The organism is Brevibacterium sp. FME17, assembly GCF_014897515.1.
Lineage (GTDB): Bacteria > Actinomycetota > Actinomycetes > Actinomycetales > Brevibacteriaceae > Brevibacterium.
In genome coordinates, this window is sequence record NZ_JABUYD010000003.1 from 301,694 (window position 1) to 324,937 (window position 23,244).

At 59.9% G+C, this 23,244-nt stretch carries 18 protein-coding genes; 8 read left to right on the forward strand and 10 right to left on the reverse strand.

Annotated features, from left to right (window positions below):
* Positions 1 to 1,067: 1,067 nt before the first annotated feature.
* From INT40_RS05070 to INT40_RS05100, 7 genes are all read right to left on the reverse strand, one after another.
* Positions 1,068 to 2,156, reverse strand: coding sequence for a peptidoglycan-binding protein (locus INT40_RS05070; protein ID WP_319020844.1), 1,089 nt, complete (start codon positions 2,154 to 2,156; stop codon positions 1,068 to 1,070).
* A gap of 151 nt (positions 2,157 to 2,307) precedes the next feature.
* A complete protein-coding gene (trxA, locus tag INT40_RS05075; RefSeq protein ID WP_193071023.1) occupies positions 2,308 to 2,625 on the reverse strand; it encodes a thioredoxin in 318 nt (105 codons plus the stop codon).
* A 144-nt stretch (positions 2,626 to 2,769) separates the two neighbouring features.
* Positions 2,770 to 3,765 (reverse strand): thioredoxin-disulfide reductase, encoded by a 996-nt coding sequence (gene trxB, locus INT40_RS05080; RefSeq protein ID WP_193071024.1) that lies wholly within the window; start codon positions 3,763 to 3,765, stop codon positions 2,770 to 2,772.
* A 247-nt stretch (positions 3,766 to 4,012) separates the two neighbouring features.
* Positions 4,013 to 6,436: a virulence factor MviN gene (locus INT40_RS05085; protein ID WP_193095668.1), complete on the reverse strand. Its 2,424-nt coding sequence runs from the start codon at positions 6,434 to 6,436 to the stop codon at positions 4,013 to 4,015.
* A gap of 25 nt (positions 6,437 to 6,461) precedes the next feature.
* Positions 6,462 to 8,075, reverse strand: a complete 1,614-nt coding sequence (gene murJ, locus INT40_RS05090; RefSeq protein WP_193095669.1) for a murein biosynthesis integral membrane protein MurJ — start codon at positions 8,073 to 8,075, stop codon at positions 6,462 to 6,464.
* A gap of 3 nt (positions 8,076 to 8,078) precedes the next feature.
* Positions 8,079 to 10,400, reverse strand: a complete 2,322-nt coding sequence (locus tag INT40_RS05095; protein ID WP_193095670.1) for a DUF6049 family protein — start codon at positions 10,398 to 10,400, stop codon at positions 8,079 to 8,081.
* The gene (locus tag INT40_RS05100; protein ID WP_226830814.1) at positions 10,397 to 10,885 is read right to left on the reverse strand and encodes an NUDIX domain-containing protein; all 489 of its coding nucleotides are present in this window, start codon (positions 10,883 to 10,885) and stop codon (positions 10,397 to 10,399) included. Before INT40_RS05100 ends, INT40_RS05095 begins: the two co-directional genes overlap by 4 nt.
* Positions 10,886 to 11,004: 119 nt before the next feature.
* On the opposite strand from INT40_RS05100, the gene INT40_RS05105 reads away from it, so the two are divergent.
* The 8 genes from INT40_RS05105 (at position 11,005) to rplI (ending at position 20,306) form a co-directional block, all read left to right on the forward strand.
* On the forward strand, positions 11,005 to 12,522 hold the full coding sequence (locus INT40_RS05105; RefSeq protein WP_193071028.1) for a CCA tRNA nucleotidyltransferase: 1,518 nt from the start codon (positions 11,005 to 11,007) through the stop codon (positions 12,520 to 12,522).
* A gap of 111 nt (positions 12,523 to 12,633) precedes the next feature.
* Positions 12,634 to 14,340: an AMP-binding protein gene (locus tag INT40_RS05110; protein WP_101572278.1), complete on the forward strand. Its 1,707-nt coding sequence runs from the start codon at positions 12,634 to 12,636 to the stop codon at positions 14,338 to 14,340.
* Positions 14,341 to 14,763: 423 nt separating this feature from the next.
* Positions 14,764 to 17,073: a transglycosylase domain-containing protein gene (locus INT40_RS05115; RefSeq protein ID WP_319021942.1), complete on the forward strand. Its 2,310-nt coding sequence runs from the start codon at positions 14,764 to 14,766 to the stop codon at positions 17,071 to 17,073.
* A 30-nt stretch (positions 17,074 to 17,103) separates the two neighbouring features.
* Entirely contained in the window at positions 17,104 to 18,453 is a 1,350-nt protein-coding gene (locus INT40_RS05120; protein WP_193095672.1) for a hypothetical protein, read from the forward strand.
* A 137-nt stretch (positions 18,454 to 18,590) separates the two neighbouring features.
* Positions 18,591 to 18,881 (forward strand): 30S ribosomal protein S6, encoded by a 291-nt coding sequence (gene rpsF / locus INT40_RS05125; RefSeq protein WP_101572358.1) that lies wholly within the window; start codon positions 18,591 to 18,593, stop codon positions 18,879 to 18,881.
* A gap of 33 nt (positions 18,882 to 18,914) precedes the next feature.
* Positions 18,915 to 19,556 (forward strand): single-stranded DNA-binding protein, encoded by a 642-nt coding sequence (locus tag INT40_RS05130; protein ID WP_101572274.1) that lies wholly within the window; start codon positions 18,915 to 18,917, stop codon positions 19,554 to 19,556.
* Between the two features lie 36 nt (positions 19,557 to 19,592).
* Positions 19,593 to 19,832, forward strand: coding sequence for a 30S ribosomal protein S18 (rpsR, locus tag INT40_RS05135; protein WP_101572272.1), 240 nt, complete (start codon positions 19,593 to 19,595; stop codon positions 19,830 to 19,832).
* A gap of 15 nt (positions 19,833 to 19,847) precedes the next feature.
* Entirely contained in the window at positions 19,848 to 20,306 is a 459-nt protein-coding gene (rplI, locus tag INT40_RS05140; RefSeq protein WP_101572271.1) for a 50S ribosomal protein L9, read from the forward strand.
* A 244-nt stretch (positions 20,307 to 20,550) separates the two neighbouring features.
* Here rplI and INT40_RS05145 read toward each other — a convergent pair whose 3' ends face one another.
* From INT40_RS05145 to INT40_RS05155, 3 genes are all read right to left on the reverse strand, one after another.
* Positions 20,551 to 20,940, reverse strand: coding sequence for a hypothetical protein (locus tag INT40_RS05145; RefSeq protein WP_193095673.1), 390 nt, complete (start codon positions 20,938 to 20,940; stop codon positions 20,551 to 20,553).
* 191 nt (positions 20,941 to 21,131) lie between these two features.
* Positions 21,132 to 22,325 (reverse strand): acetylornithine deacetylase, encoded by a 1,194-nt coding sequence (gene argE, locus INT40_RS05150; RefSeq protein ID WP_193095674.1) that lies wholly within the window; start codon positions 22,323 to 22,325, stop codon positions 21,132 to 21,134.
* A 200-nt stretch (positions 22,326 to 22,525) separates the two neighbouring features.
* Positions 22,526 to 23,200: a class I SAM-dependent methyltransferase gene (locus INT40_RS05155; RefSeq protein ID WP_319021943.1), complete on the reverse strand. Its 675-nt coding sequence runs from the start codon at positions 23,198 to 23,200 to the stop codon at positions 22,526 to 22,528.
* Positions 23,201 to 23,244: the final 44 nt, after the last annotated feature.

Sequence of the window (23,244 nt, forward strand, 5' to 3'; positions counted from 1 at the left end):
TGTTGTGTCGAAGTCGCCAATTGCGAATTAGATTCACGTGAAACAGACTGGCGCGGACCAGACGATCGACTCCTCCTCCTGATGAAAGATGGATCTATACTGATGAGTCATGGCATATATTTCGAATTGAATGGCTATCGTTCGGTCTGTTTGGCGCCTCTGTTTTCGATAGCGATGTGCAGTGTGAATCGCCCTCCCGCCACTTCAGCCAGGCCAGCGCCCGTACGGACTCTCGTTCCACGTGAAACATTGAGTTTGTAATAGGGATGTCGAGTTTGTCGGACTCACCCAGATGTAAGTTGGTAGGTACAACGTCGCTCTGATGACAGGTTCCATCGAGGTAGCCGTCCCGGCATGGTTAACGGTGGTTCGTTTGACGCCGTCGTTGTAGGCGGTCATGTCAATGCATGTTCCCACAGAGGGCTGGGCAGTCATCTGGGCTTCTGGTGTTTCAGGTGAAACGATGTGCTGTATGTCGACGAATATCGGCAAGATATGTGCGTTGGAGCGCGGTTGGGCTGCCTAGATATCGGGCGATACGCACGCAATCCTCAGACTGAGTATTTTTGATGATCGCCCGTCTGTGTGGATAGATCTCATCATTGCCTGTGTCTTTTAAGTTTAGCGACGCTGTCCTTGATGACTATCAGGATAAGCATTCGCGACGCCGGGCACCAGGCCTAGAGGACGCGCCGCAGAGACTCCGTTTCATTTCGGGTGTGATGTCCTGTGAGTCGGAGGCTGATGAAACAAGTCGGTCCGGTCGTCTGCAGACGAGTTCTCTTCAGACGGGAATTCCAGGCGGATCCGAGTAGGCCATTTGTGTATCGAGTCGTTCGCTTGAAGTTGCAAGAAGGAACAGCCAAGCATCGCGACATCTCCACTGAGTGTAAACGCGAGCTGGACGCCGACCGTGGGGTCGCAATCACGGCAGCTTACCGCCAGATTTGCTGGAAGGGGCGGTGGACACAACTACTTTCGGGCATATCCGGTGTAGGCACCATTGCCGATTGGTGGCACACGATCCTCAAGATTCCGTTCCACGTGAAACGGCTGTGAGCGTGTTCTTAGCTGTATGCTTTGATTTCCGCCAGGCTGAGAGTCCCGGTCTCTGGGTCTGAGTCCTCGCGAACGTACAGCCTCTGCAAGCCTGCGGCGATTCCGTCGGCAATTGCATCGCGAACGTTAGCGTCTTCTAGATTGTCGAGATCGTCGTTATTGGTGAGATAGCCAGCGACTACGTGAACCTTCGGAGTCCGGAGACGCTTCAAGGATGACCAGGTGCGTGCATGGCTCCTGCAGTCCCTCATCCCCGTTCGCGCAGTGAGCTCGCTCTGGATGAGCTCTGCAAGACGTCCTCCGGTAGGGGAATTGATATCGGAATGTGTTTCGTGTCCGAAGTAGAAGGTCGCAATTCCGTTTGCGTCCTTGGACTTGTTAATGTCTGCAGTGACTGTAATTACGGCAGAAGCACCGAGCTGATCGGCCTTGTTGACCTCGACAGCATCTCCGTGCAGAACGACTGCTCCAGCGCCGACGGCCTCGAGCCGGCCGGCAAGGCGGCTTGCAATATCGGCAGTGATGCGACGCTCGGTGTCCGCTTGCAGTGCCGTCATGGGCAGAGTCTCGAAATCTACAACTGTAGTGGCTGCTTCGATGACGAAGGTCCGACCGGCCAGTGACGTTCCGGATGCTGCGACGCGCGCCCGTTCCTCGAGCGCGAAGAGATTGCCGGTGTCCTGTTTGCGATCGATGGCGTCGAGTCCTCGCAGCGTCTGTGGCCCGGCGACGCCGTCGACTTTGGTTCCGAGGCTCATCTGCAGTTCCTTGACGGCGGCATCCGTTACCGCAGAGTACTCTGCATCCATGCGACCGGCGTAGAACCCGAGGCCCGCGAGGGTTCTCTGTAGTTTGAGTACGTCATCCCCTGTAAGGACTCTGACGGGGTCATAGCGGAGCACTCGATCGCCTAGTTGATATCGAGCCCGTTCAAGCTCCGAAAAGGTCTCCGTGCCCATTACGCCGTCACAGAGAATTCCACGCACCTGTTGGAACTGGCGCACGCCGAGTTCGAATGCGCGGTCGAACTCGACGGACTCTGCTTGACCGACATTGAGTCCCAGGCGAGCCATCTGAGATTTGATGTTGGGCAACACCTCAGAGCTGTCCCCGCGTGAAAACTGCGGTTGTGGGTTGTGAGTCAATGCCGTGCCAATCTGCTGTGCGAAGTTCTGAACGTGTTCCTGTCTGCCATCTGGATAGACCTAAGGCGCCTGTTGATCGTACAACAGGCGCCTTAGAACATGATCAGATGAAGTCGGAGAGCTCATCCTCAAGCGCCGGCTTCGGCCGTGCACCGATGATGGTCTTTGCTACCTCACCATCCTTGAAGACATAGAGCGCAGGGATCGAGGTGATTCCGTACTTGCTCGCAGTTTCGAGGTTTTCGTCAGTGTTGACCTTCACTACGTTGAGCTTCTCGGAGTTCTCTTCCGCGATCTGGTCTACGATCGGGCTGACCATACGGCAAGGGCCGCACCAGGGAGCCCAGAAATCGACGAGCACTGGCTTGTCTGACTTCAAAACGGTCTCTTCGAACGTGGCATCAGTGACTTCTGTCGACATGAGCAACCTTTCTGTTAATGATGTTCTCTATCGGAAACAGCCTTTGCGGGGGTTTCATTCCCACAGTGGTCCCGTCGGCTCGCGTCACAACAATCGCACTGGGCTGTGCAGTGGTAGTTGCCGAGTATTACAACAGGATTCGTGTCAGGAGGCGACTGGCTCCGTAACCTGTGGTGTCTCAGCTGCGACGGCCTGTGCTTGTTTTGTCAGAGTCTCTAGGTCGGCAAGGTAATGCTCAGCGTCGAGTGCGGCGGAGCAACCGGATCCAGCAGCGGTGATGGCCTGTCGGTAGACGGAATCGATCACATCGCCAGCAGCGAAGACGCCCTCGACCGTGGTTTTCGAGGTTCGTCCTTCGACGTTGAGATATCCGTCTGGGCGCAGCGAAAGCTGATCGCCGAAGAGACTTGTGCGGGGATCCGAGCCGATGGCTACGAACATGCCGGTGACCGGCAGTTCGGACGTTTCGCCGGTGACGGTGTTGCGTACAGTGAGTCCGGTCAGCGAATCTTCGCCATGGATTTCGGCTACCTCGCTGTCGAGGAGGTATTCGAGCTTCTCATCGGCTGCTGCCCGGTCCTGCATTGCCTGCGAAGCTCGTAGGTCCTGACGGCGGTGAATCAGTGTGACCTTGGATGCGAAACGAGTGAGGAATGTCGCCTCTTCGAGGGCGGAGTCGCCACCACCGACAACGGCAATGTGCTGATCCCGGAAGAAGAACCCGTCGCAGGTGGCGCACCAGCTGACACCGTGACCAGACAGCTTCTTCTCATTGGGAAGGTTGAGTTCGCGGTATGCGGATCCGGTGGCGAGGATGACTGCCTGAGCCGTGTACCTGGCTCCCAGTGCAGTTTCGATCTGATGTGCACCGGGTTCCAGTTTGAGGGTCGCGACATCGTCGTAGATCACCTCGGCGCCGAATTTCTCGGCCTGTTCGCGCATGCTCTCCATGAGCTCTGGACCCTGAACGCCTGCGGGGAATCCGGGGTAATTCTCAACGTCGGTGGTGTTCATGAGTTCACCACCTGCTGTCACAGAACCTGCAATGACCACGGGCGAAAGGTTCGCACGAGCCGCATAGACGGCCGCGGTGTATCCGGCCGGACCCGACCCGATGATCACCAATTGTGTATCAGTCATGTGAAAATTCCCTGCTTCTGCTCGCTGTGTTCTCAGTGCCCCGCTCAATGGCGGCACGGAATGCTTATCGTACGTGTAACGGTACGGCGGTTGCGACTATTCCGCATCTGCGTTCAAGCGAGGTTCGACGAACCTCGCCGACCTGCAGGCAAGCTGACTAGTCAATGTCTGCGGCTCAGTTCGGCCTCTGCCGGTCAAACTGAGGTCGGCGTCGAATCAGTGAGGACCATCCGCATGGAGCGGTCTCTTACTTGAAGTCGACGGTATTGATGACGGCTCGGAATCCGCCGTCGTCCTGGGGAAGCTCAGTCACCCAGAGAATAAGGTTGTCCGTCTCGACGCCATCATCAAGTTTGACCGTGACGTCGCCCGAGTCGAATGTACCTTCGCCCACCTTCTTGGCGTCTTCGGGATCGGAACCATCGAGAATTTCGAAGGACCCGCCCGAGTTCGTCGACTTGACCTTGACCTTCTTCACCGTCGTCTTCTTCTTGAGTTCGAAGTGCAGTCCAACGCCGGATTTCAGGTTGCCGAACGATGCCGAATTGTAGCGGTCGGTACGCCACGATCCCTCAGTATTGGGAATGACGTCTTCGGCTTTGTCGTTGTTCTCCTCATTGTCGCCTTCGGGATCCAATGCCGTGACTGTCTTGATCTTCGGCGGATCTGCCTTGGGCGTCTTGGTTTTCTTGTCCTTGCCATCCCCGGTCTTGGCAGGAGCCGAGGTTTCGGCGACCGTTGAGGACTCGTCGTCGCCCGATGTGAAGTTGAAGACCGCGATCGAGATCACGATGGCGGCGACGACCACCAGGGCAAGGACCAGCCAGGCGAAGGTCTTTCGTGAATTCGCCGGATCGTCATCGGCGTCATTGCCATTGTTCGCAGATCCGCCGGTGGCTGCACCTCCGCCACCGGCACTACCGGCCGTTGCTCCAGCAAAGGCAGACGATTTCTTACCAGAAGTCTTGTTCTTGTCTGCAGATCCGGCAGGTTTGGAAGACCCAGCCGCACCGGCTGCGGCCGCTCCCGCAACAGCGGCACCACCCGCTGCAGCTCCAGACCTGTGCTCTGACTTCTGTTCGGGCGAGACGGCAGGGACGGGTGCAGTGGATCGAGTCGAATCGGTGTTTGAGTCATCGACGGAGGCCGGTGAAAGCCTGCGCACCTGCTTGGGCGGTGTGGCGGCGTTCGCCTCTTGTCGTCTGGAGGTTGAGGCCGCTTCGAGCGCTGCGATGCGTCGGCGTGCTTCGTCTTCCTTGGCCTTGGCAATGCGGCGTTCGCGTTCGTATTCGCGCAGCTGATGCTCGCGCTGCTGCTCATTGGTCTCGAACATTCCGCCGAGGAACCACGACCCGTCATCCTCATCATCCATGATGACGCGGGTGTCATTGTCGTCTTCGGTCTCTTCACCGCTGTCTTCGGAGACGATGTCGAGGGCCTGGGTGTCCGGATCCGAGTCCTGGGCGTCACGATTCATGATCGGAGTTGTCAGGTTCTCGTCATACTCGTGGTCGGCATACGCGGAATACTCCGAGTAGGTCTGCTCCGGCTCCCACTCCTCCCAATCATGGGCGGCGTTGTCTAGTTGGTCCTTGCCGATCGGGAAACTCGACGCCTCCCTCATCTGCATCCGGTCCGCATATTGTCCGGTTGTCTTGCCGACGACGCCGACGGCTAATCCGCGAGTTCCTGGGCGGGTGATGCCGATGCGAACCAGAGCCGCCTTGACCTGGTCGTCGCTGGCGGTGTTTGCAGTCGGTGACCCCATCGACGTTGAGCGTGGGGTGGGCAAGCTCGTTGCTTCGTCGAAGCTGCGCGGTGACTGGTTGAAGACACTGTCGTTGTCGAGCACTGGAGCACGGTTGACGTAGCGCAGGAGCTCCGCATCCCACTCATCCAGGTAGCCCAGCACCTCGGCCACAGAACCTGGTCCCGGATCGGAACCGGCGAGGATTCCGCTGACGAAGTCATCGAGTTCGTTGGAGACCTCTGGATTGAGAGATTTGGCCCTGGCAATGCGGGAATTCTCACGACCCGCTGCAGGTATCCCGTTGAACGGTTCTTCAGAGGGCCAATAGCCGGTGATGGCGGCATAGAAGAGCCGGATGAGACTCAGCGCATCTTCACGAGATGCCTTCGTCGGTGTGTAATCCGCAGGCTGGATCACTCCTGTGCCCAGCGCCAGAGCTGCGTCGATTCCGATGCCGGAGACCAGCACAGTGCCCTTGGTCGTGATCCCCACCGTGTTCGGGCGCAGGAACATGTGGAAGAGGCCGCGTCGGGCAGCGGTGACGAGGACCGTTCCGATCTCTCCGATGAGAGCACGGGCGGCATCGATGGGAAGCGGCGATTTGGGCAGGATTTCGCCCAGTGACGTGACTGCTATGCGTTTGGACACGACATAGTCGAGACCGTTCGAATGTCCGACGTCCAAGGTGGGAGCGATGCGATGATCGCCGAGGATGGAGACCCGTCGCGCAGCCTCGAGCACATCCGTGGATCCATCGGCATCGGCGACGTGGATGAGGACGGGTTCATCGAGGATGGCGTCGAGCGCCGTGCACACGGCACCCGCCTGCGGATTGTCCTCGAGCCACCGACGGTCGACCGTTGATACGACGTAACGACCGGCAACAACCATGCCGGGTTCGATATCGATCAGGGTGACCACCTCCATAGGGGCTTTGATGCGCAGGCTATTTCCTTAGTTTTCCAGCAACGACGCCAATAATCGAATGCAACTCTCTGACTCTCAGCAAATAACTTGCTCCCAAGAAGACAATGAGCATGAGTGTGCCGACGGCGGCTGTGGAGACGAATGCCTGCCACTGGCCCGACAAGGCGAAGTCAGGGAAGAAGAAGAGAAGCCCGTAACCGGCCATTCCGGCAACCAAGGCTGCTATCAAGAACTTCATATGAGCGGTCAGTATCCCACGGAGATCAATGTCGCCGAGTCGCTTCTTCAGGAGCGAGAACGACAGGATCATGGCGAATAGATAACCCAAACTCATCGCCAGACCGATGATGGCCACTGTGACTGAATTCGGGAAGATCGAGGCTGAGAGCACCGCCAGAGACTGGAAGATCACCTGCGGAAGCTGGATGAGGAACGGTGTCTTCGCGTCTTCGTAGGCGTAGAAGACCCTCTGTGCCAGGTAATTGGCGCTGAAGGGAATGAGACCGAACACCATGGTGGTGATGACGAGCCCCACTGCAGTGGCCTGTTCACGATTGTCGCCTGAAATGACCATCGCCACGGGCGCGGCGAGGACGACGAGAGCAGCCACCGCGAAGGCATTGACGAAGCCGACCATGCGTACACCCATGGAGAAGTCGCCGACGACTGCCTCGGTGTCCTTTTCGGCTGCGTTCCTGCTCAACGAGGTAAAGAGTGCTGTGGCCAGCGATACCGCGATGAGCGAGTGCGGGAGCATGAAGACGAGATAGCCGTAGGAATAGGCGGCGTTGGAGGCGTTGCCCTCACCCGGGACGGAGGCTCCAGCGGCAACACGAGAGATGATGAGGAAGCCGATCTGCCCGATGAGCATGGCCGAGAAGGTCCAGAATGCCACTTTTCCAGCCGTAGCCAGACCGACCCCGCGGAAGCCGAAGGTCGGCCTGTATTTGAAGCCGATGCGCTTCAACGGCCAGATCAGGATGAGCGCCTGAGCGACGACTCCCATTGTGGCCGAACCTGCCAGGAGCGCGATCATATCCGGAGTCCAGGTGCTCAACCCGTGCGGAGTTGCCTTGTCCGTGCCGAAGACCAGGATGAAGATGAGGAGACCCGCAATGGCCACGACATTGTTGAGCACAGGTGCCCACATGTAGGGACCGAAAGATGATTTGGCGTTGAGGACCTGGCCCAGGAGTGTGTAGAGGCCATAGAAGAACAGCTGAGGCAGGCACCAGAAGGCGAAGGCCGTTGCCAAAGCCATCTGTTCAGGACCCCACCCTGAAGAGTAGAGCCACACGAGCAGCGGAGCGGCCAGGGTTGCGATGAGACCGACCGCGGCCAGAATGAGGAATGACAGGGTCAGAAGTCGGTTCGTGTAGTCCTGGCCCCCATCTTTCCTCTTCGAGGCTCGCACCAGCTGCGGGACGAGGACGGCATTGACGACACCGCCGGCCAGCAGCATATACAGGGTGTTGGGCACCTTGTTGGCGACATCGAAGGCATCGGCCTGAACTGCGGTGACACCGATCGCCATCGCGAGCAGGAAGGCCTTGACCAGGCCCAATATGCGCGAGGTCAGGGTGCCTGCGGTCATGATGGCCGAGGATTTGGCCAATGATGAAAGCTTGGACAAGCCCTACCTCTTTTCCTGTTCGTCGTTCTTGGCACGAGCCATCGCATCGGCCAGCTGCTGTTCGGGGAGCTTCCTGCGTCCACGGGAGATCGTCTTGATCAAGCCGATCACGAATACGGCGGCCAGTGCCAATCCGACGACGGCCGTGCCGATGTTCTCCCAGTCGGCCCGAACCCTGACGAGCAGTGTTTCGTCCTTCGGCAGGGTGACGTCATCGGTGGCGACCATCTCGATCGTCGTCGGTACGTCGGCGTTGGCCAAGCCTTCGACGGGAACGTCGACGCGCATGGTCTCCTGGGAGGGCACGATGACTGTCTTGGTCGGTTCGGCTCGCAGTTGGGGGGTCTTCGGTTTCATCCGGATGCGCATCTTCGCCTCGGCAGGGGAATCATTGACGATCGTGACTGGGATGGTCGTCTTCTCGCCGGTGACCAACAGCACCGAGGAACCCTTCTCGAGGTAGAGGCTGTTCCTCACCTTCTCACTCGAAGCCTGGGCATCGTCGGCACAGCTTTTTGCACTGCCCTCCAGGGTCCACGCCACCGAGGTGCAGCTGAGCAGCTCGCGGTCCAGCCTCGCATTCGCACTTGCCGGGTCAGAGAACACACTGTTGAACTTCTTCTGCGTCACCCGGGTTTGGCTGAGGCTCTGCACGGCCTTGGTTCCGATGCTCTTCGGCTTCGTGCCCGTCTGCAGCAGACCGCGGGGCACGACGTCGGTGTCGAGGAGATCATCGATACCGGTCGGATCGACCCACGGTGCGTCTGCGAGGACCCCGACCGTCCTCTCCCAGTTCGCCGAGGCTGCTGTGCGTGGCATAGGCACCAACAGGTGCCGTGTCCGGTAGGGGGCTTCTGCTTGGATCGCAGCAGTCGTCGCGACCAGTTCTGAGATGCCGGATGCCGGATGCTCAGAGCCGATGATCTGGGCGCTCTGGTGTTCCAAGGCCGAGTCGGTGATCAGGGTGTCGATCGATGACTTCGCATCCGCGGTGATGCGGGTCTTGGAATGGGCGTTGTCGTGAATGCCTGCCAGCGACGGCTGCTGTTTGTTGCTGAGGATCACGGTCTCATCACCCGCCTTGGCGAAATCACCGAGCTGATCGCGTTGCGCGGAGCCGTCGACGGGCCACGCGACGTTGGTCTTTGCCTTCGGCAGGACATCTTTGACGATCTTCCTCTGTTTCTGCGCGAATGTGCCCAGGTTCTTCAGATCGCTGTTCAGCAGTGATGCCTGATCAGGGTCGCCGTAGGGCAAAGCGATGACGGTGTGTGATTCCGCCTTTTCGAGGAAGTCGCGGTACCAGGTGTCGAGGCGTTTGCGCTGCTCTTCTTGCGCCTTTTCTTCGTCGGCACTGAGCCCATCGGGGCCACCCTGGTCATTGGAGTTCGCATCGGGGTCGGCATCTTGGGCATCGGGCCCTGTGGCAGGTGTTTCAGTGCTCTCTGGCGATGATGTCTTGGTCTCCTCGGGTTCCGATCCGTCATCTTCCGCCGGTGGTTCGGCTACAGCCGATTCGAAGGAGGCGATGATCCGGGGGTCGAGTGCGATGCCCACTCCGGGGGTGTCGAGGATATTCATGATCGCGGTCAGGGAACCGCCCTTGCCGATCGCCTTGTCGAGGTCCTTGGGGTCGATGATGCCGTCAGCGGTGTGAGCCGGAAGCGTGACCGGGGCAAGGATGCTGACCTTGGTCTTGTCGAACTTCGGACTCGGGTACCAGGTGGAGAAGCCGACTTCGGAGGCCACGCGCCCGGTGGCATCATCGAGCTGCACGCTCAGACCGCGCGGGCCCCAAGCCGAGACCGGAGAGGACTTCTGCAGCCCGAGTTGCTCCGCAGGCACGGAGACTGTGAACTCTGAGGAGGACCCGGCCGCGATCTCATCGTCGAACGCGGTGTCCACAGCAGTCATCGGGTCGGATTTCTTGGCTGAGTCCTGCGCCGCCTTCTCAGCTTTCTCAGCCTTCTTGCGGGCATCGGGACCGTTGTCCTTGAGGCCGGCGATCCTGCGGTTCTGGGACTGGTCAGTCTTCCAGTTCTCGATCTGGCGTCCGGAATCGAGCTTCTGCGTGGACATCGACAGATTCAGATCAGGGTCGGAGATCGCATGATCTGTGGGATTCGTGATTGTTCCGCGCACCTTGAGCGTGCCCTTCTCATCGACCCAGGGCGTGACCTCGTCGAGGGTGATGGAAACCTTGGAGCTCGTGGCGGCGGCCGAGGGACTAGCCCCCATCAGCGGGACAGCGAAAACTGACCCTGCGAGCAGGAAGACTGTGCTCAGCAGGGCGAAGAGGAAACGCATATGACTGATGGGTTTCACTGCTCCATTCGGGCGACCATCGGGCGGGCGGCGGCAACGATGCGACGTTCATTGGCGAATGAGAGCCGGGAGCGCAGATCTTTGAAGGGAATCCACGCAGCGTCGATTGCTTCCTGGTCAGGATCATTATCCACGGTCAACGTCCCGGAACGCGCACGCAGCAGAAAGTGGTGGACGAGTTTATGGACACGTATTCCGGTCACCGTGAACCAGTAGTCGACGGTGCCCAGGGGGCAGATGATCTGTCCGAGGATGCCTGTCTCCTCTTCGATCTCACGTCGAGCCGCCTCGGCGGGGGTCTCGATTCCTTCGAGGTGCCCCTTGGGAAGGCACCACTCGATTCGTCCTGCCCGGTTGATCCGGGCGATCACGGCCACGGTCAGTTCCGGGCGTGTGAAGTCGACGACGATGCCCCCGGCGGAAATCTCCTCTACCGTGGTGCGACGGGACGCTCTCGGTCCCGGCTTGGGCATCGGTGTGGTCATTCTCCTACCTTAGTAGGCGATTCTTGGAAGTGTCGTCGGGCGCGCTCCCGGTAGGCTGGACTCGGCTGTAGATGAGTCGTCTCCGATCGGAACGGCACGGTAGAACACGAAGGAGCTCGGTGGACCCGAAGACCGCGCACGCCCGTCTGTACGACAAACTCGATGAGCTCGAGCACATTCTCGGGCCCCTGGGCACACGCTTCGCCGCGGCTGGATTCGAACTCGCACTCGTCGGCGGATCCGTCCGCGACGCACTGTTGGGCCGTCCGATGCCCGACCTCGACTTCACCACGGATGCGCGCCCCGACGACATCCTCGCCCTCATCTCCGACTGGGTGGACACACACTGGGACATCGGCCGCGAATTCGGGACCATCGGTGCCATCAAGTCCGGTGTGCAGATCGAGATCACCACCTACCGCGCCGAGGCCTACGACCCGGATTCACGGAAGCCGACTGTGAAATTCGGCACAGATCTCGACGCCGACCTCGTCCGTCGTGACTTCACGATCGGCGCGATGGCGATTCGCCTGCCTGCGAAGACCTTCGTCGACCCCCATCAGGGTTTCACCGACCTGATCGAGGGTGTCATCCGGACCCCGGGCACGGCCGCGGATTCTTTCTCCGATGATCCGCTGCGCATGATGCGCGCCGCGCGTTTCACCGCTCAGCTCGGTCTTGATCCTGTCTCCGAGGTGGAAGCGGCGATGCGTGACATGGCCGATCGGATTGCGATCATCTCCGCCGAACGTATCCAGGTGGAGCTGTTCAAGCTCATGACGGGCATCGATCCGGCTGCAGGCATTGATCTGCTGGTGCGCACCGATGTTGCCGATCATGTTCTGCCCGAGGTTGCGGGCCTGCGGTTGGAGACCGATGAACATCACCGCCACAAGGACGTCTACCAGCACTCACTGACCGTGCTGCGCCAGGCTGTCGAGCTCGAAGAGCAGTATGCGGCGAAGCAGCGCGAGGCTGGAATGAGTCCCGATGACCCCAACCGCCTCGTTGTGCCGGACTTCGTCGTCCGGTTCGCGGCGCTGATGCATGATGTCGGCAAACCCGCGACTCGCAGGTTCCTGCCAGGTGGGGCCGTCACCTTCTATCACCACGATGCTGTCGGTGCGAAGCTGACTGCAAAGCGGATGAAGGCGCTGCGCTTCGACAAGGACACGACCAAGGCTGTTGGTCGTCTGGTGGAGCTGCACCTGCGTTTCTACGGCTACGGCGATGCCGGGTGGACCGATTCTGCGGTGCGCCGCTATGTCACCGACGCAGGTCGACTGCTCTCACGTCTGCATATCCTGACCCGGGCAGATGTGACCACCCGGAACAAGAAGAAGGCCGACCGACTCTCTTTCGCCTACGACGATCTGGAACATCGGATCGAGAAGCTGAGCGAACAGGAAGAACTCGCCGCGATTCGTCCCGACCTCGACGGTCGGCAGATCATGGCCATCCTCGACATCAAGCCCTCACCGCTGGTGGGCAAGGCCTACAAGCATCTGCTCGAGGAGCGGATGGAACACGGTCCGCTGGGTCCTGAGCGCGCCGAAGAGGTTCTGCGTCAGTGGTGGGCCGAGAACGGGCCAGCTGAGAATGGGTCGGCCGATTACGGGTCGGCCGAACAGCCCTAGGCACCACCCCGCCTGTTGTGCTCCTCACCTCTACTGATAGCTTCGTTAATCGCGTATGTTTGTGCTCGTCGTCACATGATGTGGCGCGGGCTACGAGGTGAGGAGACCATGATGAACGTGACCGACGAATTCCGGGCAGCCAGAGACAAACTGATCGAACTGCGAAGTGACCACGAAGCCGCTGGTCAGGGCTTCGAATGGCCGCGTTTCGACCACTTCAACTTCGGCATCGACTGGTTCGACAAGGTCGCTGAGGGCAATGACAGCCCCGCGCTGTGGATCGTCGAACAGGATGGTTCCGAGGGCAAATGGAGCTACGCCGAGCTCTCTCGTCGCTCGAATCAGGTGGCGAACTTCCTTCGTCGGGCAGGTGTGAAACGCGGCGACCACGTCATGGTCATGCTCAACAACCAGGTCGAGCTGTGGGAGACCATGCTCGCCGGGATCAAGATGGGCGCGGTCCTCCTGCCCGCGACCACTCAGCTGGGGCCCATCGACCTCAATGATCGGGTCGATCGCGGCAAGGCCGAGTTCGTCGTCGCCGGACCTGAGGATGCCGCGAAGTTCGACGATGTCGAGGCCGAGGTGGTGCGCATCGTCGTCGGTGGCGAGGCAAAACGTCAGCAGGACTACAGCTACGTCGATGCCGATGACGAGGAAGTCAGCTTCGACCCGCAGGGCTCCTCCCGCGCCGACGATCTGCTTCTCCTCTACTTCACCTCGGGCACGACCTCGAAGGCGAAGATGGTCGCGCATTCCCACGTGTCCTACCCCGTCGGCCACCTGTCGACCATGTACTGGATGGGCCTGACTCCCGGCGACGTCCACCTCAATGTGGCATCACCCGGCTGGGCCAAGCACGCCTGGTCGAACATCTTCACCCCGTGGATCGCCGAGTCCTGCGTCTTCCTCTACAACTACACACGCTTCGACGCGAATGCGCTGATGGAGACCATGGACCGGGTGGGTGTCACGAGCTTCTGTGCTCCTCCCACCGTGTGGCGCATGCTCATTCAGGCGGACCTCAGCCATCTCAAAACCCCGCCGACCAAGGCCCTGGGTGCAGGCGAACCCCTCAACCCGGAGGTCATCGACCGGGTCAAGCAGGAGTGGGGCGTGCTCATCCGCGATGGATTCGGTCAGACGGAGACGACTCTGCTGGTCGGCAATTCCCCCGATCAGGAACTCAAATACGGTTCCATGGGCAAGGTGCTGCCCGGCTATGACGTGGTGCTCATCGATCCTGCGACTGGTGAAGAGGGCAACGAGGGTGAGATCTGCCTACGCCTCGATCCTCGCCCGATCGGACTGACCAGCGGGTACTGGTCCAATGAGGAGAAGACCGCAGAGGCCTTCGCCGACGGTGTCTATCACACCGGTGACGTGGCCGAGCGCGACGAAGACGGCTACATCACCTACGTCGGGCGTTCCGATGACGTGTTCAAGGCCAGTGACTATCGCCTGTCCCCGTTCGAACTCGAGAGTGTGCTCATCGAACATGAGGCCGTCGCCGAGGCGGCTGTGGTCCCTTCGCCGGATCCTGTTCGTCTCGCGGTGCCCAAGGCCTACGTCGTCGTGGCGGGCGGTTTCGAAGCCGATGCTGAGACAGCGCGGTCGATCCTTGCCTACTGCCGCGAACACCTCGCTCCCTACAAGCGAATCCGTCGACTCGAGTTCACCGAACTGCCGAAGACCATCTCCGGCAAGATCCGTCGTGTCGAACTCCGCGCCCGCGAAGACCAGCTCCACCCATTCAGCGGTGAACCTGCCGTCGAAGGCCAGGAGTATGCAGATACGGACTTCGATCTCAAGAGCTGAGGCCGTTTCCCTGCCGGCCAGTGTGCACGGTTCTGTGTTCGTCTATGCACAGGTCTGTGTTCAGGGTGGGGCCGGCAGGGGCGCTGATAGTTGAAAATGTGGCTAAATGTGAGCAATTCGCCACTTGATGTGGTCGATGCCGCGGTGTAACGGTAAAATCCCTGGTGAGAGCGGATATACAACGCTACTTATATGTGCTGGTAGGTAACAAGTGGGGTGAGTGGGCGCTGGATTCAGGGTATTTTCACTCTGTTCCAAAGAATGCGTGCCACACTGAACTTCACGTGTGACCTTATCGAACCTCGTCGCCACGCAATGCGGCAGGCAAACTGACCTGGAGGACCTTGGGTGGCTAAGGGACAAAGACAAGCCAAAACCAGAGGCAAGAAAACAAAGAATATTCTTAACTATCCGCGCACAGGTGTGAGCGGATGGACGCGTTTTCTGCCCAGTATCCGGCTGCTCGTCGTGGGCGGGCTCAGCATCATCATCGCTTTGTGCGTGCTGTTCTCCATCGGCTATGCCGTCACAGACGTCCCTGAGCCCAACATCGAGGCCACAGGTCAGACTTCGACCATCTACTACAATGATGGCAAGACTCCCATCGGCCAGTACAAGGTCCAGGATCGCAAGTCGGTGTCGAGCGATGAGATCTCCGAGCCGATGCGCAAGGCTGCCATTGCTGCCGAAGACACGTCGTTCTATGAGAACCGCGGAATCTCGATGAAGGGGCTCTCCCGTGCCGTTGTCGGTGTCGCGACGAACAAATACGCCGGCGGCGGTTCGACGATCACACAGCAATACGTGAAGAACTTCTACCTGACCAATGAACATTCTCTGGACCGCAAGGTCAAGGAGATGTTCATCTCCCTCAAGATCGACCAGCAGCAGAGCAAGGATGACATCCTTGCCAATTACCTGAACACGATCTACCTGGGACGCCGGTCTTACGGCATCGAGGTCGCCAGCCAAAACTACTTCGACAAGTCGGCGAAGGACCTCGATGTCAGCGAATCAGCATTGCTGGCCGCGATGATTCAGCGCCCCGGGGCAGCTGACCCTGCAGACAATCCTGAGGCCTACCAGGACCGATTTGACTACGTTGTGAAGTCGATGACCGACGAAGGCTTCATCACCGAGGAACAGGCCGCCAAGGTCAAGATGCCCAAGGTGAAGGAAGCAAGCAAGGAAGAATCCCTCAAGGGCCAGAAAGGCTACATGTGGGAATACGTGCGTCGCGAGGCCCTGCGCAAGCTCGACATCGACGAGGCTCAGCTGGACCGCGGTGGATACAACATCACCACCACCTTCGACAAAGACCGGATGAAGGAAGCCGAGAAGGCGATCAAGAACCTGCCGCCCGATCAACCCGAGGGCCTGCAGGCAGGTTTGGTCTCGATCAACCCGGACAGCGGTGGAATCGAAGCATTCTACGGCGGTAAGAACTACTTGGATCAGGCGTTCAACGTCTCGACTCAGGGCCACGCCCAGGCCGGTTCGACGTTCAAGCCCTTCGCTCTTGTGGCCGGCTTGGAGAACGGTGTGCGGCTGACAGACATGTATCCCGGCAGCCCGACGACCTTCAATGCCGATGGCACCACGTGGACGCCACACAACTTCGGCAATTCCAGCTATGGCCCTGTGAGCTTGCTCAAGGCGACGCAGTCGTCGATCAACACGGCTTATGCAGCGCTCAACATTCAGGTGGGGCCCGATAAGACGGTCGATGTTGCCCAGCGGGCAGGCCTGAGCGGAAACTGCACAGATAAGCAGATGAAGACGGGCGACACCCGGAACTGCACTATCGGTCTGACACCCAACATGTCGAACGTGCTGGGCACACCCAGTGTGAAGGTCGTCGACATGGCCAACGCCTATTCGACTTTCGCCTCGAATGGGGTCAAGCATGACGCTCACGCGATCAAGAAAGTCACTCAGGGCGAGGACGACGAGGAAGTCTTCAAGTCGGAGACCAAGGGCAAGCGCGTCTTCGATAAGGCGGTCGCAGCGGAAACCTCCTATGCACTGAGCCAAGTCATCAACGGCGGCTCGGGCAGTTATGCACAGCAGCTCGGTCGACCTGCAGCCGGTAAGACCGGTACTACCAGTGATAACCAGGCAGCATGGTTCTCGGGTTACACACCGAATCTGGCGACCTCGGTCGTCCTCTACCGAGAGGTCGATGGCAAGTCGGTGTCGATTGGTGCTTACGGCGGACGCGGTCAGGTCACCGGTGGCTCCTTCCCGATCCAGGTATGGACCGAGTACATGAAGGCGGCCCTCCAGGGCGAGAAGGTCGAGCAGTTCCCCGAGCGCGGAGAACTGCCGGACAAGCCGAAGCCGAAGAACACGAACGAGCCGGTCGCCCCTGCTCCGAAGCCGAAGCCCACGTCACCCAGCGGCAGCGACGGCGGAGACGGATCCGATAAGAAGGCTCCGATCGACAAGCCGAGCGAGAAGCCCAAGGACGACGAGGACAAGGACAAGGATAAGGACAAGGAGAAGGACTCCGACGGTTCGAAGGATTCGAAGGACGACGGCAAAGACGACGGCAAGGATTCCAAGGGCTCCGATGACGGAAATGGCGATGATAAAGACAAGCCGGCACCGTCAGTTCCTGCGGATCCACCAAAAAAGCCCGATCCACCAAAACCCCCGAAGGACAGCGATAGCGGATCCAACGGTGGAAATGACGGCGGTTCCGATAATGGCGACGGCGGTAAGGATGATTGAATGCTCGGTGGAGACGACTAGCCTGTAGTCATGCCTAATCAGTCCAGTACCCGGATCGCCGAGCCTCTGCTCGGCGGTCCGGTCGGCATTCATCTCGCGTCAGCGGGCGCACGGTTCCGACGCGGTCAGGCGTACATTTTCGCCGGAATCCTCGGTCTCACGACCTTCCTCGCGCTCGCCCTGCAGGGCCCCTGCATGAGCTCGGGCTACGAACAGCCGTCCGCCTCGGCGCGGATGTGTGCCGGGCCCTTGTCCGCAGCATTCCTCGGGCAGGTCAACCCTGAAGAAGCTCTGGGACGCTCCCACGGAGGGATGGCGGGACTGGCGGCACTCGATTCCCGCTTCGTGCAGCTGCTGAAGCTTGTGACCGATGATGTCACCGTGTTCATGGCCATCGTGCTCCTCATCAACGTCATCGCCTTCGCCGCCCTCGGCGTTGCACTTCTGGTCCTGGCCCGACAGCGGGCTTGGCTGGTTGCCGCCTTCGCCTCACCCGTCATTCTTTTCACCCTGGGGTCGACCTTGGATCCCGTGGCGCTGGCACTGAGCGTCTGGGCAATGGTCATCTTCGTCGGTTCCTCGCCGTTGACCTCTCGCCCGTGGCTATCCGGGGTTCTGCTCGGACTGGCCGCATTCATCAACCCGCTTGCCCTGCTGGTTCTTCTCGCACTCAGCCTGGCCGGCCCGCGTCCGGCCGGAAGACTGTGCCCACAGGACCCGCGGATGATGCTGGCCACCGCCACAATCACCTCGGCGATCATCCTCGTCCTCGATGGCAGTGCCATCGAACGGATCGTCCACTGGATGGGTGACGCGGTCGACGGCGGATCATTCGCCTCGATCCTGGTCATGGCACGTCTCGGAACCGCCGAGGTGTGGGCACCGGTGTGGATCATCGGCAGCGCGGGCGTCATCGCCGCAATCGCCATCTCGTTGTACATGGTGCGAAGAACGGGACTCGATCCGGCCGTCGCCGCCTGTCTCCTCATCGGCGGCTGCCTGCTGCTGGCCCCCGGGATGATGCCCTGGAACAGCCTCTGGATCCTGCCGTTCTTCGCGCTCACAGTCCGTCGCTGGTGGGTGCTCATCATCTGGGCACTGGCAGAAACGGCCTTCGCCATTGCCATCCACCTCGGCGATGTCAACGCTTACGAATCGGGCAAGGGCCTCGAGCCGACCTTCGTCGCACTTGTGACCCTTCTGCGACTGCTGGCCCTCGTCGCCGTCGTCATCTGTGCTGGTGAGAATCTGTACCGTCGACGGATCCGCGGTCGACTGCGCAGAATAGAGCCACCTCGGCGAGCCATCGGTGACGTTGACGTTGACGTCGACGGTGACCGAGCTGCGGTCAGTGGGCAAGAGCACGGGAATCCGACATGACACCACAGGTGCGCGTCCACTAGACTGTGTAGGTCTGTTCCCATTTCACGACCATCGTGGGGGCTGGAACGGATATGCATATACCCTCCTGCCATGGAACGACCATGGCCGTGAAGACCAGAGGAGGTGGGTGGCACATGCGTCATTATGAACTCATGCTCATTCTTGACAACGAGCTCGAAGAGCGGACGTTGGCTGACACCGTGGACAAACTGATCAAGGTTGTCCCGGCTGAAAACGGAACCGTCGACAACGTGGACATCTGGGGACGCAGGCGTTTCGCCTACGACATCCAGAAGAAGTCCGAGGGCTACTACGTCGTGGTTGATTTCCACGCCGAGCCTACAACGACCAAGGAACTCGATCGCCAGCTCGGACTCAACGAGTCCGTCCTGCGCACCAAGATCCTCCGCCCAGACGCCAAGTAATAGCGTCAAGCACCTCGTTTCAAGGAGCAGTCAATGGCAGGCGAAACAGTCATCACGGTCGTCGGGAACCTGACAAGTGATCCCGAACTGCGCTTCACACCTAACGGTGCTGCGGTCGCAAACTTCACCGTGGCTTCGACGCCGCGTATGTTCGACCGTCAGTCCAACGAGTTCAAGGACGGGGAAACCCTGTTCCTTCGCTGCTCGGTGTGGCGTGAGATGGGCGAAAACGTAGCCGAATCCTTGCAACGTGGTACTCGGGTCGTCGTTCAGGGCCGCCTCAAGTCGCGGTCCTTCGAAACCAAAGAGGGCGAAAAGCGCACCGTCATGGAACTGGATGTCGACGAAGTCGGCCCCAGCCTGCGACGCGCCACCGCCCAGGTGACGAAGAACGAACGCAGCGGAGGCGGATTCTCCGGCGGCGGTAACTTCGGCGGACAGCAGCAGGGCGGAGGCGCCCAGCAGGGTGGCTTCTCTCAGCAGCAGTCCTCGGGCTGGGGCAACAACCCGCAGCAGGGCAACCCACAACAGGGTGGCTCGCAGCAGGGTGGTCAGCGCCAGGGTGGTTACGGCCAGGGGAACAACGCACCGGCGAACGACCCGTGGGCATCATCGAGTCCACAGGGCGGCAACGGCGGCTGGGGTAACCCGGGCGCCGATGAGCCACCGTTCTAAACACGTTCAAGACATTTCGTAAATCAGGAGATACTCATGGCCAAGCCAGAGATCCGGAAGCCTATCAAGAAGAAGGCTAATCCGCTCAAAAAGGGCGAAGCGGCGAAGATCCACTACAAGGACACCGCTACGCTCCGTAAGTTCATTTCCGACCGCGGCAAGATCCGTGCTCGTCGCGTCACCGGCGTGACCGTGCAGGAACAGCGCATCATCGCAAAGGCCGTTAAGAACGCCCGCGAGATGGCTCTTCTGCCCTACTCGAGCACTGCTCGCTGATCGGAGGGAGAGAACATGCCTAATCGCAAAGTTATTCTGAACCAGGAAGTTGATGGTCTGGGAGCCGCCGGCGACATCGTCGAGGTTCGCGCCGGATACGCACGTAACCTGCTGCTGCCCCGTGGCTGGGCATCTGCATGGACCGCGGGTGCGGAGAAGCACGTGCTTGCTCTCCGCAAGGCTCGTCAGGCCAAGCAGATCGCTGACCACGATGATGCAGTCAAGGTCAAGGCACAGCTGGAATCCTCCAGCGCACGCATCGAGCTCAAGTCCGGTAAGAACGGTCGCCTCTTCGGCGCCGTGACCCCGGCACTCGTGGCCGAAGCACTGCACACCGCAACCGGACACGATTTCGATCGCCGTCAGGTCGCACTGCCTGCTCACGTCAAGACCTCCGGCAGCTACACAGCTACCGTGCGCGTCAACGACGAGATCACCGCGAACGCCAAGTTCGAGGTCGTCGGGAAGGCCTGATGCTTCCGCAGCGAGTCTGGCCGACCCTCGGTCAGCCCGGCTCGTAGTCGAAAGCAGAGCTTAACGTCGAGGGGACACTTTATAGAGTGTCCCCTCGACGTTTTTGTATGCTCTCGACGTTTGGGGGTGCGTGGTGCGTCCTCTAGGGGCCATTTTGCAGGGAGAAGAAGTTCGATCTGAGCGACTCAGATCAAACTTCTTCTCCATCGAAATCCATTGACGCTGAGGATTCTGTTGACCCTAGTCAATACTTGATCGCTTCGGGTGGTGGGAACTCCGTATAGATCTCGTCATCGGCTGGTGCCAGTTCGAGATAGCTGGGGCTGTCGTCGTCGACGAACAGCAGCATGCAACCGTCGACGGTGGCATCGAGGATGATCCGTTCGACGTAGTCGCCGAGTCCGCCAGCGTCATCTCTGTTCTCATCGTCGACTCTGAGCACTGGGCGCATGCCGATCGACGGGCAGTGCCCGCAGTCGCACGGATTAGTCACGACAACCTCGGCGAGGTTCGATTCCCACACCGAGCGCTGTTGAAGCGTAATTGGAGTGGGTGGGTCCCATCCCTGCTTCTGCACGTCCGTGAAGTCCGCGTAGTCGTCTTCGCTGGGTTTCGTGACTGCATGATGAATCATTGCTAAGGCAGTCTCATGCTCTCGTGGCGTCAACGGGCGGTGCATGAGTCCAGGCTACCAAGCAGGCTGTCCCAGCATGAGGCCTCGAACAAGAGTCAGGCTGCGGAACAGTACACACGATGCAACCCATGTACTGTTCCGCAACCTGACGAGCAGTGCGATTGTGCCGAGGGAGAGCACGGCGCCTACTCTCAGTGGGCGTCGCTGTCGGAATTCGTGCTGAGGTCGGTGATCAGGTTGCCGATGAACGATTCGCAGGCCACGATCTGGTCGAGCTCGATGAACTCATCAGGTGCGTGGGCCTGAGCGATGTCGCCAGGGCCGCAGACAACAGTGGGAATGCCCGCGTTGGAGAATAATCCCGCTTCGGTGCCATAGGTGACCTTGTCATCACTGACCACTCCGCCCCACTGACCGGCCAGGGCAACGATGTCCGCGTCAGCAGGAGTCTCGCAGCCGGGAGCAGCTGCCTCAACGGTGAAGTCGACGCGGGTGCTCTCGCTATCTGCGCGCATCATGCGTTCGAGGCGGGCCGCTTCGTCGCGGAATCGTTGGACCAGGGCTTCGCGGTCCACGGAACCCAGCGACCGGAATTCGAACTGCACGCTCGCCTCGGCGGGGATCGTATTGACGGCGATACCTCCGCTGATCGTATTCGCCGTGACCGTGGTGAAGGGCACGACATAGTTCTCATCGAATGGACCCTCGGTGCGGAACTCGGCGGCGACCGCATGGACGAAACTGACGAACTCGGCCGCGTAGGCAATCGAGTTCACGCCTTCTGGAGTCAGCGAAGAATGTGCAGCGACGCCATGAAAGTCGACACGGAAGACGTTCATCGACTTGTGGCCGCGCACCACTCGCATGCTCGAGGGCTCACCGACGACACAGCCGCGTGGGGCCAGGCCAGCCTCGGTGATCTTGTCCACGAGGTCGATCGCACCCACACAGCCGATTTCTTCGTCATAGGAGAGGGCGAGGTGGATGGGTTCCTTGAGTTTTGCGGCCGTCAGCTCAGGCAGTTTGGCGAGGATGACGCCGATGAAGGACTTCATGTCTGCGCTGCCACGGGCGTAGAGCTTGCCGTCCCTGACCTGCGGAGTGAAAGGATCGCTCGACCAGTCCTGACCGTCGACGGGCACGACATCGGTGTGCCCGGACAGGACGATACCGCCTGTGGTCGATCCGTCGGCGGCCGGCAGTGTGGCCAGCAGGTTTGACTTGGTGCCTTCGGCATTGGGCACAAGCTGAGATGCGATGCCTGCGGCCTTGAGGCGGTCGACGACATGGTCGATGAGGGGGAGATTCGTGTCCCGGCTCGTGGTGTCGAAGGTGATGAGATCGGTGATCTCGGAAATGGTGGCCTCGGCCGGTTGTGCTGGCACGGCTGCTCCTGACTGTACGGGGGTGAACCGTCCGGTCAGCCTGAAGCGGAAACCTGGTCGGATCCCTCCCGTGCGGGACAGCGGTGACCAGACCCCAACAGACTACGTCCGAAATGTCGATGAGACAGAAATATCTCGTCATCTGGGACTTGCTGTCTATGGGTGCAAGCGATGTAGGACGTGGGTTGAGAGGGATGGCGTCAGCTTGAAGGACTGGCGAGAATGAGCTGCGCATCGTTGTGAGCGCTGAGTCCGCTGTCTGGGATGACTGCAGCCATCTCGGCGAACATCTGGTCCCGTTCTGCCGGCTCCATGGTCAACTGCGCTGAGTGGGTGAAGACCATTGACAGCCACGAATCTCGGGAATAGGCCAATGATTCCTCGAATGTCAGCTCCTCGGCATCGAACCCATTGGTCTTGAGTTCACTCAGCACAGGATGTTCCTCGTTTGACCGCTCAGACGATGGTGCGGGAGGTGGTGAGAATCTATTCATTATCAGAGCCAGGGCGCTACCCGTCTCTCCGCTTGCCTGGATATCATTCCAGGCCAGGGCTAGGGCCCCTCGTGGATTGAGAGCCTGTGCGATCTGGGGAAGGGCAATAGCCGGGTCGACCCAATGGAACGATTGTCCGAAGGCGATGATGTCAAAAGTGCGTCCAGCGGGATCCCAATCCTCAAACGTCGATTTCTCGACGACGAGACCCTTTCCCTTGGCGATACCTGCCATCTCCGAGTCGGGCTCAACGGCGAGAACCTCACAGCCTGCTTCCCGCAGCTGAGCAGCCAAGATCCCGGTGCCAGAGCCGACATCGAGCACGCGAGGCCCGTTGGAAGTCGATGAGTCGAGGATCTCCCGCACTAAGCCTCGATCCACCGATCTAGGCTGAAGCTGCACGCTGGTCTGGATTTCGGTGTTTG

What these genes read in the sequence shown, in the direction of transcription:
- rpsR (WP_101572272.1), top strand. Translation starts at nt 19,593, where the DNA reads ATGGCCAAGCCAGAGATCCGGAAGCCTATCAAGAAGAAGGCTAATCCG.
- INT40_RS05100 (WP_226830814.1), bottom strand. Translation starts at nt 10,885, where the DNA reads ATGACCACACCGATGCCCAAGCCGGGACCGAGAGCGTCCCGTCGCACC.
- INT40_RS05120 (WP_193095672.1), top strand. Translation starts at nt 17,104, where the DNA reads ATGCCTAATCAGTCCAGTACCCGGATCGCCGAGCCTCTGCTCGGCGGT.
- INT40_RS05130 (WP_101572274.1), top strand. Translation starts at nt 18,915, where the DNA reads ATGGCAGGCGAAACAGTCATCACGGTCGTCGGGAACCTGACAAGTGAT.
- INT40_RS05145 (WP_193095673.1), bottom strand. Translation starts at nt 20,940, where the DNA reads ATGATTCATCATGCAGTCACGAAACCCAGCGAAGACGACTACGCGGAC.
- trxB (WP_193071024.1), bottom strand. Translation starts at nt 3,765, where the DNA reads ATGACTGATACACAATTGGTGATCATCGGGTCGGGTCCGGCCGGATAC.
- rplI (WP_101572271.1), top strand. Translation starts at nt 19,848, where the DNA reads ATGCCTAATCGCAAAGTTATTCTGAACCAGGAAGTTGATGGTCTGGGA.
- rpsF (WP_101572358.1), top strand. Translation starts at nt 18,591, where the DNA reads ATGCGTCATTATGAACTCATGCTCATTCTTGACAACGAGCTCGAAGAG.
- INT40_RS05110 (WP_101572278.1), top strand. Translation starts at nt 12,634, where the DNA reads ATGAACGTGACCGACGAATTCCGGGCAGCCAGAGACAAACTGATCGAA.
- trxA (WP_193071023.1), bottom strand. Translation starts at nt 2,625, where the DNA reads ATGTCGACAGAAGTCACTGATGCCACGTTCGAAGAGACCGTTTTGAAG.